11 protein-coding genes are annotated in these 15,387 nt (G+C 65.2%); 3 read left to right on the top strand and 8 right to left on the bottom strand.

Annotation, left to right across the window (positions count from 1 at the left end; translation table 11 throughout):
- Positions 1-18 precede the first annotated feature (18 nt).
- The 7 genes from I6F21_RS02650 to I6F21_RS02620 form a co-directional block, all read right to left on the bottom strand.
- On the bottom strand, positions 19-723 hold the full coding sequence (locus tag I6F21_RS02650; RefSeq protein WP_225140163.1) for an ABC transporter ATP-binding protein: 705 nt from the start codon (positions 721-723) through the stop codon (positions 19-21).
- Positions 720-1,511 carry an ABC transporter ATP-binding protein gene (locus I6F21_RS02645; protein WP_036001349.1) on the bottom strand — a complete coding sequence of 264 codons (792 nt, stop codon included), beginning with the start codon at positions 1,509-1,511 and terminating at the stop codon, positions 720-722. The genes I6F21_RS02650 and I6F21_RS02645 overlap by 4 nt, the downstream gene beginning before the upstream one ends.
- The gene (locus tag I6F21_RS02640; RefSeq protein WP_225140162.1) at positions 1,508-3,397 is read right to left on the bottom strand and encodes an ABC transporter permease; all 1,890 of its coding nucleotides are present in this window, start codon (positions 3,395-3,397) and stop codon (positions 1,508-1,510) included. The genes I6F21_RS02645 and I6F21_RS02640 overlap by 4 nt, the downstream gene beginning before the upstream one ends.
- 150 nt (positions 3,398-3,547) lie before the next feature.
- A complete protein-coding gene (locus I6F21_RS02635; RefSeq protein ID WP_225140161.1) occupies positions 3,548-4,750 on the bottom strand; it encodes an ABC transporter substrate-binding protein in 1,203 nt (400 codons plus the stop codon).
- Positions 4,751-4,782: 32 nt separating this feature from the next.
- Complete coding sequence (locus tag I6F21_RS02630) at positions 4,783-5,367, bottom strand: amino acid synthesis family protein (RefSeq protein WP_025035619.1); 585 nt, start codon at positions 5,365-5,367, stop codon at positions 4,783-4,785.
- Between the two features lie 15 nt (positions 5,368-5,382).
- Positions 5,383-6,279 (bottom strand): UPF0280 family protein, encoded by an 897-nt coding sequence (locus tag I6F21_RS02625; protein WP_225140160.1) that lies wholly within the window; start codon positions 6,277-6,279, stop codon positions 5,383-5,385.
- Entirely contained in the window at positions 6,276-7,733 is a 1,458-nt protein-coding gene (locus I6F21_RS02620; RefSeq protein WP_225140356.1) for a 6-hydroxynicotinate reductase, read from the bottom strand. The genes I6F21_RS02625 and I6F21_RS02620 overlap by 4 nt, the downstream gene beginning before the upstream one ends.
- Positions 7,734-7,998: 265 nt before the next feature.
- Between I6F21_RS02620 and I6F21_RS02615 the strand changes: the two genes are divergently transcribed.
- Together I6F21_RS02615 and I6F21_RS02610 are read left to right on the top strand one after the other, a co-directional pair.
- Entirely contained in the window at positions 7,999-8,481 is a 483-nt protein-coding gene (locus I6F21_RS02615) for a (2Fe-2S)-binding protein (RefSeq protein ID WP_225140159.1), read from the top strand.
- Positions 8,481-12,008 carry a molybdopterin cofactor-binding domain-containing protein gene (locus tag I6F21_RS02610; protein WP_225140158.1) on the top strand — a complete coding sequence of 1,176 codons (3,528 nt, stop codon included), beginning with the start codon at positions 8,481-8,483 and terminating at the stop codon, positions 12,006-12,008. The genes I6F21_RS02615 and I6F21_RS02610 overlap by 1 nt, the downstream gene beginning before the upstream one ends.
- A gap of 116 nt (positions 12,009-12,124) precedes the next feature.
- Here I6F21_RS02610 and I6F21_RS02605 read toward each other — a convergent pair whose 3' ends face one another.
- A complete protein-coding gene (locus tag I6F21_RS02605; protein WP_036001365.1) occupies positions 12,125-13,090 on the bottom strand; it encodes a catechol 2,3-dioxygenase in 966 nt (321 codons plus the stop codon).
- A gap of 369 nt (positions 13,091-13,459) precedes the next feature.
- Between I6F21_RS02605 and I6F21_RS02600 the strand changes: the two genes are divergently transcribed.
- Entirely contained in the window at positions 13,460-15,199 is a 1,740-nt protein-coding gene (locus I6F21_RS02600; RefSeq protein ID WP_036001369.1) for a DUF87 domain-containing protein, read from the top strand.
- The last annotated feature ends 188 nt before the right edge of the window (positions 15,200-15,387 follow it).

The following is a 15,387-nucleotide window of genomic DNA, read 5'->3' as shown; positions in this document are numbered from 1 at the left end:
GCAGCCCTTCCCCTTGCCTCACAACGACAGATGCGCGTCGCGGATATCCGGGCGCGCGTCGAGCTCGGCCATGGTGCCGCCGAAGCAGATGCGGCCGCGCTCGATGATGTAGGCGCGATCCGAAATCAGCCGCGCGAAATGCAGATTTTGCTCGGAGACGACGATGCTGACGCCTTCCTTCTTCATGGTCAGGATGGCATCAACCATCTGCTCCACGATCTTCGGCGACAGGCCCTCCGACGGCTCGTCCAGCAGCACCAGCGAGGGATTGCCCATCAGCGTGCGCGCAATGGTGAGCATCTGCTGCTCGCCGCCGCTCATTCGTCCGCCCGGGCGGTTCTTCATCTCGCCGAGGTTAGGAAACAGCGCGAACAGCTTTTCGCGCGTCCAGTGCGGCGCGTTCGGACGCTTCGGCTGGCGGCCGACTTCGAGGTTTTCCTCGACGGTCAGGTCCGTGAAGATGCGACGCTCCTCCGGCGCGTAGCCGAGGCCCTCGCGCACGATCTCGTGCGTCGGTTTCGTCGAGACGTCCTTGCCCTCGAACGTGATGCGGCCGGAGCGCTGCGCGACGAGGCCGACGATCGAGCGGAACGTGGTCGACTTGCCGGCGCCGTTGCGTCCCAGCAGTGCCACCACCTCGCCCTCGCCGACCTCGAAGCCGATGTCGAACAGGATATGCGCCGGACCATAATGGCTGTTGAGGTCTTGCACCGTGAGCTTCATGTGGAGGCTCCCTCGCGGTGCCGGGCATCGTAGACAAGGCCCTCGCCGAGATAGACCGCCTGCACCTGGGGATTGCCGCGCACTTCGGCCGGCGAGCCCTCCGCGATCAACGTCCCGCGGTTGAGCACGAGGATGCGGTCGGCATGCTCGAACACCACGTCCATGTCGTGCTCGGTGAAGAGAACGCCGATGGATTTTTCCCGGGCAATGCGCGCGGTCAGCCGCATCAATTCGACGCGCTCGCGCGGTGCCATTCCGGCCGTCGGCTCGTCCATCAGCAGCAGCTTGGGCTGATTGGCGAGCGCAACCGCAAGCTCGAGCCGCTTGAGATCGCCATAGGCAAGCTCGCCGCAGGGCCGGTCCGCATAGCCGCCCATGCCGACCAGCTCGAGCAGGCGGCCGGCCTCGTCGCGATCGAACTTCGGCGCCGAGCCGAACAGATTGAACAGCTGCTTGCCGTGCGAGATCAGCGCGACCTGCACGTTCTCGCGCACGGTCATGGTGGCGAAGGTCGCGGTGATCTGGAAGGTGCGGCCGACGCCGAGCCGCCAGACCTCACGCGGCTTCCGGCCGGTGATCTCCTCGCCAAGCAGGCGAACGTGGCCGCTATCAGGCATGTTCTGGCCGTTGAGCATGTCGAAGCAGGTGCTTTTTCCGGCGCCGTTCGGCCCGATCAGCGCCAGGATCTCGCCGGCCCGCAGCGAGAACGAGACGCCTCGCACGGCATGGATGCCGCCATAGGATTTGGTCAGGCCTTCGACCGCGAGAAGTGGAGGTGCGACGCTCATTCGGCAGACTCGATCGGCTTGGCGAGCAAAGGTGATCCCGGCGGCGATGCTTTCTTGCGGCGCTGCGCCAGCATCTCCAGCGTGCCGACGATGCCCTTGGGGAAGACGACGACGATCAGCATGATGAAGCCGCCGAGCACGAGCTTCGACAGATCGGTCTGGCTCACCAGCCAGATGTTCAAAGCCTTGTAGACGATGGCGCCGATCACCGCGCCCGAGACCGTCTCGACGCCGCCGAGCAGCACCATGACGAGCGCGTCGACGGAGAGCGAAATGCCGAGATTGTCGGGGAACACGCTACCCTTGAGGTAGGCGAACAAGGCGCCGCCGATGCCGGCGGTCGTGCCGGCGATCACGAAGGCGGTCCACTGGATGCGCTTGGCATCGATGCCGATGGCTTCGCTGCGCAGAACCGAGTCGCGCGTGGCACGAAGCGCGTAGCCGAACGGCGAGAACACCATGGCCCGCAGCGCGACGGTCACCAGCGCCACGACGCCGAGCGAAAGCCAGTAGAAGCGCGACGGGCTTGCCGCCCAGCTCGACGGCCAGAGGCCGAGAATGCCGTTGTCGCCGCCGGTCACGTCCACCCACTGGAACGCGATCGACCAGACGATCTGCGCGAAGGCGAGCGTCAGCATCGCGAAATAGACGCCGGAGAGCTGCACCGCGAAGAAGCCGAACACGGCCGCGCCCATGCAGCCGAGCAGCGGCCCGAGCAGCAAGCAGACGATCATCGGAAGTCCCGCCATCTTGGCGAGGAAGGCGATGCCATAGGCGCCGAGCCCGAAATAGGCAGCGTGACCGAACGATGCGAGGCCGCCGACCGACATCAGGAAGTGCAGGCTGACGGCGAAGATCACGAAAATCGCGATCTCCGAGCCCACGGTCAGCAGATAGTTGCCGGCGAACAGCGGCAGCATGGCCGCGACGATCAGCGCCGCAAGCGCCATCAGCCGCTCGTTCGAGGTCAGCGGCCGCCAGGGATTGACGGTGAGACCCGGCGTCTTGCGCGCGGCCGCCTCCGGCTTGCCGAACAGGCCCCAGGGACGCACGATCAGCACCACCGCCATGACCAGGAAGACGAGAATGATCGAGATCTTCGGGAAGATCAGGATGCCGAAGGCATTCAGCTCGGAGACCAGCACCGCCGCGACGAAAGCGCCGACGATGCTGCCGAGGCCACCGATCACCACCACGACGAAGACTTCGACGATGATGCGCAGGTCCATGGCGTGGTGCACGGCATCGCGCGGGATCTGGAGCGCGCCGCCGAGCGCTGCCAGGAAGACACCGACAGCGAACACCGACGTGAACAGCCACTTTTGGTTGACGCCGAGCGCGGCCACCATGTCGCGATCCTGCGTCGCCGCGCGCACCAAGACGCCCCAGCGCGTGCGCTGGAACAGCAGCCAGAGAATGCCGAGCACGACGGGACCGAGCACGATCAGGAACAGGTCGTAGCTCGGAATGTTCTGGCCGAAGAAATCGATCGCGCCCCTGAAGCCCGGCGCGCGGCGGCCGACGAGATCGTCGGGCCCCCAGATCAGCACGACGAGATCCTCGACCATCAAGGTCAGGCCGAAGGTCGCGAGCAGCTGGAACAGCTCGGGCGCATGATAGATGCGCCGGAGCAGCACCATCTCGACGATGACGCCGATCAGCGCCACCGCGAACGCGGCCAGGACGATGCCGCCCCAGAAGCCGAACGCGCCGGACAAGCGCTCGGTCAGCGTGAAGGCGATGTAGGCGCCGATCATGTAGAAGGCGCCATGCGCGAAATTCACGATCCGGGTCACGCCGAAGATGATCGACAGGCCCGAGGCCACCAGAAACAGCGACGCTGCGCTGGCGAGACCGGTCAGAAACTGTACGACGTAAAAGGCCATCGGCGGTCCGGGTTGGTTAGGTCTCGGTGCTGGTCTTCATCCTTCGAGACGGCGCTCCGCGCCTCCTCAGGATGAGGTCCGGGACCCTCATGGTGAGGAGCGCGGCGACGCCGCGCGTCTCGAACCATGAAGGCCCCGGTCTCTGTTGTATCAATCCTTCGGACGCAACTTCGCGACTTCGGCATCGCTGGGCAGATAGTCCGCGCCTTTCTTGTAAGACGAGTCCACCATCACGCCCTTGCCGTCCTTCAGCGCGGTCTTGCCGACGAAGGCCCCGAGCGTCGACTGGTGGTCGATCTTGCGGAAGGTGATCTCGCCGAACGGCGATGGCATCGTAAGCCCCTCCGCCGCGGCAATCAGCTTCTCCGGATCGGTCGATCCTGCCTTGGCCAGGATCGCGGCGGCCGACTTGATGGTCTGGTAGCCGACGATCGAGCCGAGACGCGGATAGTCGTTGTACTTGGCCTGGTACGCCTTCAGGAACGCGTCATGCTCGGGCGTCTTGATCGAGTACCAGGGATAGCCGGTGACGATCCAGCCCTCCGGCGTCTCGTCCTTGAGCGGGTCGAGATATTCGGGCTCGCCGGTGAGGAAGGAGACGACCTCGCGCCCCTTGAACAGGCCGCGGGTGTTGCCTTCGCGCACGAGTTTGACGAGATCCGCGCCGAACGTGACGTTGAGGATCGCTTCCGGGTTGGCGGCGGCAACCGCCTGCACCACCGGGCCGGCGTCGATCTTGCCCTGCGGCGGCCATTGCTCGTCGACCCACTGGATGTCGGGGCGCTTCTCCGACATCAGCTTCTTGAACACCGCGACCGCCGACTGGCCGTATTCGTAGTTCGGCGCGATCGTCGCCCAGCGTTTCGCCGGCAGCTTGCTGGCAGCTTCCACCAGCATCGCCGCCTGCATGTAGTTGGAGGGACGCAGGCGGAAGGTGTATTTGTTGCCCTTGGACCAGGTGATGGCGTCCGTGAGCGGCTCGGCCGCGAGGAAGAACACCTTCTTCTGGTTGGCGAAGTCAGAGACCGCAAGACCGATGTTCGACAGGAACGTTCCCGCGAGCATCGCGACGCCCTCGCTCGAGACGAGCTCGTTGGCCGCGGTCTGCGCGTCCGCCGGCTTGCCGCCGTCGTCCTTGGAGATGACGACGAGCTTCTTGCCGTTGATGCCGCCGGCCGCGTTGACTTCCTCGACCGCAAGCTGCCAGCCCTTGCGATAGGGCTCGGTGAATGCCGGCAGCAGCGAATAGCTGTTGATCTCGCCGATCTTGATGTCCTGCGCCAGGGCCGAATGCGCCATGCCGCCTGCCAGAAGCGCGAAGGCCGCGCCGACGATAGTATTTCTTGCTCGCATCCCAACCTCCAATTTGAACTCGCCTACGACTTCTATCTCAGACCGTCTTCGCCCTTGATCTCCGCGACCGTCAGCCCGCCGACGCGCGGCAGCGGACGGCCGCTGTCGGTGACGGCGACAGCGACCATGATCTCGTTGGCGCGCGGCGCATCGTTGATCTGTACCTCCATCCCGTCGAAATGGCTGCGGACGAAGGCTGCGTCCTTGTGCCCCAGCGGAATGTCCAGGGTCGTGCCGGGGCCGCTGCGCTTCTTCGAGGACGGGATCAGCGCCGCGCCCTTCCCCAGAACTTTACGCACCGGCGCGCCCATCTTGGGGTGGAGGATTGCGGCGGCATGCTCCAGCTCGCCGTTCTCGCCGACGGCCGCGGCCTTGCCGTAGCTATGTGCCTTGGCGCCATCGATGCCGAGCGCCGCCACCGCGCGCTTCGATAAGAGCTCGCCCAGCTCCTCGCCGATCGCGATCAGCGGCGAAAGATCCTCGACATATTTTCCGGCGAAAGGATTTTCGATCACGGCGATCGCGGCGGCACGCCGGGTCGGCGGCGACACCTGGCGTCCCATCTCCATCTGCGTCTCTTCGACGACGGTGACGATCTTGCGGATGATCGCGCTCATGTTTCGCTTCCCTGTTCAGGCATGGACCGCGTTCTCCAGCACACGCGGGCGCGATCGTTGCTCTTCTATATCCTTTGTTCCGATGACAAGCATATCACCACAAAGCCGCAGCACGGCACCTTCGATCAGTCCGCGATCGAACAATTGCCGTGCACATTCCGCGCCAGATTCAAGCGCGGCGGCGATCTCATTGTGAGACAGCTCGCCGACACCGCGCGTCACGAGGCGCGCGCCCAGATCGCTGTCGGGCTGAAGCTCGTTCGCAGGCTGTCGGATGATTGCGGGATGCCCGGGCAGATCGACGGCATTGGCGATCACGGTCGCGGCCGCATCGGCCTGCGAAGCGGTTGCGGCCAGCACGGTCACGGCATCGGCGATCCCGAGCGAAAAGCTGCGGCCGTGCCGACCGCTGGTCGCGACGCCCCGCACCGGATCGTTCGCATCGATCCGCATCCTCCGCATCACGCCGTCGTGGTCGGGACGATCCATCAGGCCGACCGAAAAATGCTCGCCCACACCGAGATGCAGCGCGATGTCGCCGCCATTGTTGACGTAAATCCGATCGAGCGGTGCAGCGCGCAGCATCGCGGCCAGAATCTCCTCCGCGACGCTGCCGGCAACGGCCGCCATCGGCGTGATGAAGCAATCGGCGGCATAAGGCGCGACGGCAGCGTGCATGCGGCGGGCGACAACGCCCTTCAGCGAGGTCTTCTCCTCGACCGCCGTACGCAGCCCTGGCAATTCCGCGCAAAGCTCGTCGAGCAATCCAGTGAACCGCAGCGCCGCAGCCTCATAGGCGACCCGCACCGCATCCGTACGTCCCCTCGCCTCCACGATCAGATCGATCGGTCCATCCTGCAAATGCAGCCGCCGGCCATCAGACAGCAATGCGATTTGCGGGCGCCTGGTCATGTGCGAGGCCCCGGAATCGGGTTCTGCCAGGGCAATTGGCGGACATCGTCGCCGCTCTGCACCTCGGAGAGCGGCTTCACATAATCCATGTGGCCACCGAGCGCGGCATAGTCGGACAGCTTCATGGTGAATTCGATCGGCGCGACCAGGGCCGGTGTCGGCACATAGCCGAACGCGCCTGACGGCATCTGCGTCACGTCGACCATGTAGGTGATGCCGCCGCCGGGCCAGACATAGACCGGCGCGCCGCCGCTGGTGACGCGCGTCAGCGCATCCTTCACCGAGCGCGTCAGCCGCACCGGGTTGTCGGTGACGCCAGCGCGCAAGGAGCCGCCCGCGCCCGCCATGAACAACACCGTGCACAACGCGGGCTCGCAATTTTCCTGGATGCGCTCGACCGAGAACTTCAAGTCGTCAGGCATCTCGGTCTCGACCGGCTTCAAGGCCTGGTCGAGCACGTAATAGGATGAATGCTCTCCGGTGGTGGAGACCATCAGCATGGTCAGACCGGGCTTTGCTTCCTTGGCATCGAACGGGCCAAGGATCGACAGGGGATCTGAGATGTTGGTGCCGCCCCAGCCCGTGCCTGGATCGGCCACCTGGAAATAGCGGCCGGGCGTCGAGCGACGGCCCTTCATCTTGATGCCGGTGTCGGCGATGTCGAGCAGCTTGCCCGCTTGATGCTCGCTGAGCACGCCGGTGATGTGGTCATCGACCACGACGACTTCGTCCACCTTGCCGTGCCATTGCTTGGCGAACATGCCGATCGTCGCCGAGCCGCAGCCGACGCGCATGCGCTCTTCCTTCACGCCGTTGACGATCGGCGGCTGCCCGGCCTGCACCACCACGGTGGCGCCGCCATCGATGGTGAGCTCGACCGCCTTGCAATTGGCGAGGTCCATCAGCGTGTCGCAGGTGACGCGGCCCTCCTTCTTGGAGCCGCCGGTGAGATGATGCACGCCGCCTAGCGAGAGCATCTGCGAGCCGTATTCGCTGGTGGTGACATGGCCGACCGCCTCGCCCTGCGCGCGCACGGTCGCGGTCTCCGGGCCGAGATAGCGATCGGTGTCGATCTTCACCTTGATGCCGCAATAGGAGAAGATGCCCTCGGTGACGACCGTCACCATGTCGACGCCGTCGACCTCCGCAGAGACGATGAACGGCGCCGGCTTGTAGTCGGGATAGGTCGTGCCTGCCCCGATCGCCGTCACGAAAGTCGAGGGCTCATGGACGATGTTGCCGTCCCAGTCCTCGGTGCGGCTGAACGGGACGAGCTTGCCGCCATGAGAAACGGTACGCTCCAGGATGACATGCGGATCGACGCGGACGAGCTTGCCGTCGTGATTGGCATAGCGATCGCAGGCGCCCGCCGCGCCCGGCTTGATGTAGCACATCACCGGACAAGCATCGCAGCGGATCTTGTCGATGACGGCGCTCGTCGTTTCTGTCACCATGTCGGAGCCGGCGGACACCGCTGTTATCATTCGTATACGAACGATGTTGCGCGCGCTGCCCCGGGGCTGTCAAGCGGCGGTGCAGCGCAAAAGATGCCACTGCCGCATAAAACCTCATTTGCCTATCCGCCCTGTCCACAAAGAAGGCAACCGCGCTGCAGTGCGGCATGCATGGCTTGCACGTTTGTGTACAAACGGTATCGTCGCAGCGACGAATTTTCGCGATTGCATGATCTTGGATATCGTCTTGGGCTTGGGAACGAGGATGACGCAGACACCGATCCGCCTCACCGTGAACGGCAGGATCCACGAGGTCACGGCAGCGCGCGACACGCCGCTGCTCTACGTGCTGCGCAATGATCTCGCGCTGAACGGCCCGAAATACGGCTGCGGCTTGGGGGAATGCGGCACCTGTACTGTCCTGATCGACGGACTGGCGGCACGCTCCTGCGTGATTCCGGTGAGCGGCTGCGCCGGGCGCGACATCGTGACGCTCGAAGGCCTCGGCACAAGCGACAAGCCCGACGTCGTGCAGCAGGCCTTCATCGACGAGCAGGCCGCACAATGCGGCTATTGTCTCAACGGCATGATCATGACCACCAAGGCGTTGCTCGCGATCAACCCGCGGCCGACCGAACGGGAGGCCTTGGCGGCGCTGCGCTACAATCTCTGCCGCTGCGGCACGCATGTCGAGATCCTTCGCGCAGTGATGCGCGCATCGGGCCAGCTCACCGAGGCCGCAGATTGATGGCGTCCTTTGTTACGAACGGAGCTGAGCGTGCGGGTTCGCTCGTCGTCGCGCGCAGCGTGGACGAGGTCACATCGGAGACCTTCGTCCGCATCACCGCGGACGGTTCGGTCACGGCCTATAACGGCCATGTCGATCTCGGCACCGGCATCCGCACTGCGCTGGGCCAGATCGTCGCCGAAGAGCTCGACGTCTCCTTTGCGCGCGTTGTCGTCGTGCTCGGCAATACGGCATTGGTGCCGAACCAGGGCGCGACGATTGCGAGCGAGACCATCCAGATCACGGCCGTGCCGCTGCGGAAGGCCGCGGCGCAAGCGCGGCACTTTCTGATCGCGCGCGCGGCGGAACGCCTGGACTTGCCCGAAGCCGAGCTCAAGATCGAGGACGGACTCGTTCGCGGCCACGACAATCGCAGCGTCAGCTATGGCGAGCTCATCGGCGACGAAGCGATCCGCCTCGAGCTCGCCGATGACGTCGAGCTCAAGCCTGTCGGCGATTACGCGATCGTCGGCCAGTCGGTGCCGCGCGTCGATCTACCTGCTAAAGCCACGGGCGAGCTGACTTTCGTGCACGACGTCCGAGTATCAGGAATGGTGCATGGCCGCGTGGTGCGGCCGCCCTATGCTGGCGTCGATGCCGGACCGTTCGTCGGCACCAGCCTCATTGCGGTCGACGAATCCTCCGTGCGCGACATTCCCGGCCTTGTCGCCGTGGTGCGGATCGGCGATTTCGTCGGCGTCGTCGCCGAGCGCGAGGAGAATGCGATCCGTGCGGCAGAGCAGCTCAAGGTGAGCTGGAAGCCGACGCCGACGCTTACCGATCTTGGCGATGTCGAGACCGCCCTGCGTGCCAATCCATCGACGCCGCGCACGCTGATCGACAAGGGCGAGGTCGACAAGGCGATATCGGGCGCGGCCAAGCCGATGCAGCGCACTTACGTCTGGCCGTATCAGATGCACGCCTCGATCGGCCCTTCCTGCGCCGTCGCCGACTTCCAGGACGGCAACATCCGCGTCTGGTCGGGCACGCAGAACCCGCACGTGCTGCGCGGCGACCTGGCGCTGCTGATCGAGCGCCCCGAGAGCGAGATCGAGGTGATCCGGCTGGAGGCCGCCGGCTGCTACGGTCGCAACTGCGCCGACGACGTCTCCGCCGATGCGCTCCTGCTGTCGCGCGCCGTCGGCCGTCCCGTCCGCGTGCAATTGACGCGCGAGCAGGAGCACGCCTGGGAGCCCAAGGGCACCGCGCAGCTCATCGACGTCAATGGCGGCCTCGACGCTGACGGCAGCATCGCCGCTTACGATCTCGCCACGCGCTACCCCTCGAACGCCGCTCCGACGCTGGCGCTGCTGCTGACCTGTCGCATCTCCCCCGAGCCCACCGTGCTCCAGATGGGCGACCGCACCGCGATCCCTCCTTACGATTACGAGCACATGCGCGTCGTCGCCCACGACACGCCGCCGATCGTGCGGGCCTCCTGGTTCCGCGGCGTCTCGGCATTGCCGAACACCTTCGCGCATGAATCCTATATCGACGAGGCTGCAACCGAAGCCGGCGTCGATCCGATCGAATATCGTCTGCGCTACCTGAAGGATCAGCGCGCTGTCGATCTCGTCAATGCTGTGGCCGAGCGCGCGGGCTGGACGCCCCGCCCCGTTCGCGAGGAGAAGGACGGCGAGGTCGTGCACGGCCGCGGCTTTGCCTACGCGCTCTACGTCCACAGCAAGTTTCCGGGCTATGGCGCGGCGTGGTCGGCCTGGGTTGCCGACGTCGCGGTGAACAAGACGACCGGCGACGTCAGCGTGACGCGCGTCGTCGCGGGGCAGGATTCCGGGTTGATGATTAACCCGGACGGCGTGCGCCACCAGATCCAGGGCAACGTCATCCAATCCACCAGCCGCGCGCTGATGGAAGAGGTGTCGTTCGAGCGCGGCACGGTGGCCGCGCGCGAATGGGGCGCCTATCCCATCATCCCCTTCCCCGACGTACCCAAGATCGACGTCTTGATGCTGCCGCGGCAGGACCAGCCGCCGCTCGGCGTCGGCGAGTCTGCTTCGGTGCCGAGCGCAGCGGCGATCGCGAACGCCATCTTCGATGCCACCGGCGTGCGCTTCCGCGAGCCGCCGTTCACGCCTGAGCGAATCCTCAAGGGTCTGCGCGGCGATGCGGCGGTGACGCCGCAGGCTCTGCCCGCACCGGCGGCATCGCGGCCCTCCCGGGTCTGGGCGAATCCGTTCGCCAGGCGCGCCGGTATCGCTGCAGCGATCGCAGCCGTCTGCACCGCTGCCATCGGCATCGGTGCGGCGCTCCTTCCAGGTCGCGCAATTGCGCCGATCGCACGGCCCGACGCGTCGGTCTATTCCGCGGCGACCATCGCCCGCGGCGAGCAGCTTGCAGCGCTTGGCAATTGCGCGGAGTGCCATACCAGCATTGGCGGCGCGCTCAACGCCGGCGGCCGCGCATTGGAGACGCCATTCGGCACGATCTATTCGACCAACATCACGCCCGACGTCGAGACCGGGATCGGTGCCTGGTCCTATCCGGCCTTCGAGCGCGCCATGCGCGATGGCTTGCATCGCGACGGACGGCAGCTCTATCCCGCTTTTCCCTACACGCATTTTGCAAAGACCAGCGACGCGGACATGCAGGCGCTCTATGCGTATCTGATGGCGCAGCCTTCAGTGCGTGGGACGGCACCGCCGAACGAACTCGCCTTCCCTTACAATCTCCGCTCGTTGCTCGCGGGCTGGAATGCGCTGTTCCACGACACGAAGGAGTTCAAGCCTGATCCCGCCAAGTCCGATCAATGGAATCGCGGCGCCTATCTGGTCGAGGGACTCGGCCATTGCAGCGCCTGCCATTCGCCGCGCAACGCGCTGGGCGCCGAGCAACGCAACGCCTATCTCGCCGGCGGCTTCGCCGAGGGCTGGGAAGCGCCGGCGCTGACGTCGCTCTCGCACGCGCCGATCCCGTGGAGCGAGGATGAGCTCTACGCCTATTTGCGCACGGGCCATTCGCGTTACCACGGCGTTGCGGCCGGCCCGATGGCGCCTGTTGTCCGGGACCTCAAGGCTCTGCCCGACCAGGACATCCGGGCGATGGCGGTCTATCTCAACTCGTTCAATGACACGGCGGTCGACCAACAGGCGCAGGATGCGCTTGCCGCCAAGCTCGAAAGCACAACGGAAGTGACCGTCGCCTCCTCCGCGGGCGCGCGCCTCTATCAAGGCGCCTGCGCGGTCTGCCACGAGGTCGGCGGTCTGCCGCTGTTCGGCACGCGGCCCTCACTCGCGCTCAACAGCAACGTTCACAGCACGAAGGCGGATAATCTCGTGCAGGTGATCCTGCACGGCATTGCAGACCCAGTCTCCAGCGATCTCGGCTACATGCCCGCGTTCGGGAATAGCATGAGCGATGCACAGGTCGAGGAGCTCGTGACGTTTTTGCGCAAGCAGTTCGCGCCGGACAAGCCGGCCTGGACCGGCGTGCGCGAGACGATCTCGCGGGTGCGAAGTTCGACCCACTAACGTCATTCCGGGGCCCGAGCATAGCGAGGGAGCCCGGAATCCATACCCACCAGCCGGGGTTATGGATTCCGGGCTCGCCGCTTCGCGTCGCCCCGGAATGACACTGCGTGAATACGCTAGTCGTGCTTCACCTCCACCGGCGGCGTGCCGTGGGTGTGGAAGGACTCGATCGTCTTCAATCCCCAGGCCTGGCCCTTCTTGCGTTCCTCCTCGGTCCACACGATCGGCTTCCAGTCGGGCGCGAGAATGAGACGCGCGCCGGCATTGGCGACTTCGACGCGGTTGCCGCCGGGCTCATAGACATAGAGGAAGAAGGTCTGCTGGATCGCGTGCTTGTGCGGCCCGGTCTCGATGTGCACGCCGTTCTCGAGAAAAATGTCGGCGGCGCGCAGAATCTCCTCACGGCTGTCGAGCGCGTAGGTGACGTGATGGAAGCGGCCCGGCACGCCCGAGTGATCGAGCGAATAGGCGAAGTCGTAGCTCTTGTTCGACATCGTCAGCCACATCGCGGCCTCACGGCCGTCGTTGAGTACGATCTGCTCGGTGAGGCGGCAGCCGAGGTAATTCTCGAAGAACTCGCGGTTGGCCTTGATGTCGACGGCGAGGCAATTGAGATGATCGAGCCGGCGGACGTTGACGCCACGCGCCGGAAAGCGCTGCGCCTGGTTCTTTAGTGCGGGCTTGAGCTCCGGCGGCGCCTGATACCATTCGGTCTCGTAATAGAGCTCGACGATGTGGCCATCGGGGTCGCGGCAGCGGAAGGTCGGCCCCTGCCCCATGTCGCCGTCGATCCAGCCGATGTCGAAGCCGGATCCCTTCAGCGCGGCGACGCGCCGCTCCAGCGCCTGCTGGCTGCGCGCACGGAGCGCCATGTGGCCCATGCCCGAGGTCTTCGACGCCGTGAGCTTGAGCGAATAGCGCTCGTAATCGTCCCAGCCGCGCAAATAGACCGACTCGCCCTTCTGTCCGCTGACGGTCATGCCCATGACATCGACGAAGAACTTCAGGCTCTCGTCGGGCTTCGGCGTCAGCAGCTCCATGTGGCCGAGATGGGCAAGGTCGAGGATCGGTTCGGGCTGCATGGCTTCCTCCTGGAGCGGACGCGGGGCTTTCGGCGCGGCACCTCATTTGTACTAATGTACAAATCATTAGGTCCAGTCAACAAAGCAGCCGGTATTCTGCTGCGATCGGCGCCTGACCGCCGGCCTCCGGACGAGACGGGCAGCCTGCCCGAATGGTAAACTCTTCCTTAAGGACCATCTCACCTGAAAGGTCCGGAAAATGCAGCATTTTCCCGGCGATTTTGCCAATAAGCAGGCATTGGCGGCGAGGCTCCCGACCGAATTACCGCGGATTTAACGGAGCCGGCGCGTCCGGCGTTTAACCGTTTGTGCAGCGACGGCCGCGCATAGTCCGGGCAACTCCCCTTGCTCTTGCCAGGTTCATTCATCGTGACATCCTTTGGACGCGTGATTTCGGTTCGCGGATCGCTCGCCCGGGTTGGGCTTCTGGCGGAAAGCCGGATGCCGATCTCGGAGGTGCGGGCCACCGTCGGCCGGTTCGTCAGCATTCGCTGCGCCAGCTCGGTCATCGTTGCGATGATCACGGAGGTCTCCTGCGAAAATCTGTCGAGCTCCGACAATTACATTGCCATCGCCTCCGTCGACCTGCTCGGCGAGATCCTCAATGCCGCGGACAAGGCCAAATTTCAGCGCGGCGTCACTAACTATCCGACCATCGGCGATGCCGTCGACCTGATCACGAGCCAGGAGCTGCGCACGATCTACGCGCCGACCGGCTCGGACCAGATCAATGTCGGCTTCCTGCAGCAGGACCGCTCGGTCATCGCCTATGTCGACGTCGAGGAAATGCTGTCCAAGCATTTTGCCGTGCTGGGATCGACCGGCGTCGGTAAATCGACCGGCGTCTCGCTGCTGCTCAACGAGATCCTGAAGGCGCGGCCGAACCTGCGCATCTTCCTGCTCGACGTGCACAATGAATATGGCCGCTGCTTCGGCGACCGCGCGCTGGTGCTCAACCCGCGGAACCTGAAGCTGCCGTTCTGGCTGTTCAACTTCGAGGAAATCGTCGACGTGCTGTTCGGCGGCCGCGCCGGCGTGCCGGAAGAGCTCGACATCCTCGCCGAGGTGATCCCGCTCGCCAAAGGCGTCTACACCCAGTACCAGAACGCCGACCGCATCGGCCTCAAGCGCATCGATCCCAAGCAGATCGGCTATACCGTCGATACGCCTGTGCCCTATCGCCTGGTCGACCTGTTGTCGCTGATCGACGAGCGGATGGGCAAGCTCGAGAACCGCTCCTCGCGCATCATCTATCACAAGCTGATCTCGCGCATCGAGGCCGTGCGCAACGACCCGCGCTACGCCTTCATGTTCGACAACGCCAATGTCGGCGGCGACACCATGGCCGAGGTGATCAGCCATCTGTTCCGCCTGCCCGCCAACGGCAAGCCGATGACGGTGATGCAGCTCGCCGGCTTCCCGGCCGAGGTGATCGATTCCGTCGTCTCCGTGCTCTGCCGCATGGCCTTCGATTTCGGCCTGTGGAGCGACGGCGTCTCGCCGCTGCTGTTCGTCTGCGAAGAGGCGCACCGCTACGCCTCCGCCGACCGCAACATCGGCTTCGGCCCGACCCGCAAGGCGGTATCGCGCATCGCCAAGGAAGGCCGCAAATACGGCGTCTATCTCGGCCTCATCACCCAGCGCCCCGCCGAGCTCGACGCCACCATCATCTCCCAGTGCAACACGCTGTTCACGATGCGCCTCGCCAACGACCGCGACCAGGCGCTGCTGCGCGCCGCCGTGTCGGACGCCGCCGCGAACCTGCTCTCCTTCGTGCCGTCGCTCGGCACCCGCGAGGTGCTGGCGTTCGGCGAAGGCGTGGCGCTGCCGACCCGCTTGCGCTTCAAGGAGGTGCCGCCGCACCAATTGCCGCGCGGCGAGGCCACCATCTCGAGCGTGCCCTCCGTCACCTCCGGCCACGACATGCATTTCGTCAGCGCCGTGCTCGAACGCTGGCGCGGCGCCACCTCGCAGCGCGACGTGCCGAACGACCCCGTGTTCTCGGCACCGCCCGCGAAGACGATGTCCAGCGTCGAAGCCCCGATGCTGCAGCCCTCGATGGGCCTCGATCCGGACCGCTTCTCGCTGCTGAAGAAGCCGCTGCGGTAAGGCTTCGCTCCATCCACATCGTCATTGCGAGCGCAGCGAAGCAATCCAGAGTCTTTCCGCCGGGGGGACTCTGGATTGCTTCGCTGCGCTCGCAATGACGGAGGATGGAACGTCGTTCCCACCTGACACCTTCGTCGCGGCCACTTCGGACCGGCAGATTGAGCCCGCCCCACGCATCGACTATGGTT

This window comes from Bradyrhizobium sp. NBAIM03 (assembly GCF_020194055.1).
Classification (GTDB): Bacteria; Pseudomonadota; Alphaproteobacteria; order Rhizobiales; family Xanthobacteraceae; genus Bradyrhizobium; species Bradyrhizobium yuanmingense.
This window is presented reverse-complemented; position numbering and strand designations above follow the sequence as displayed.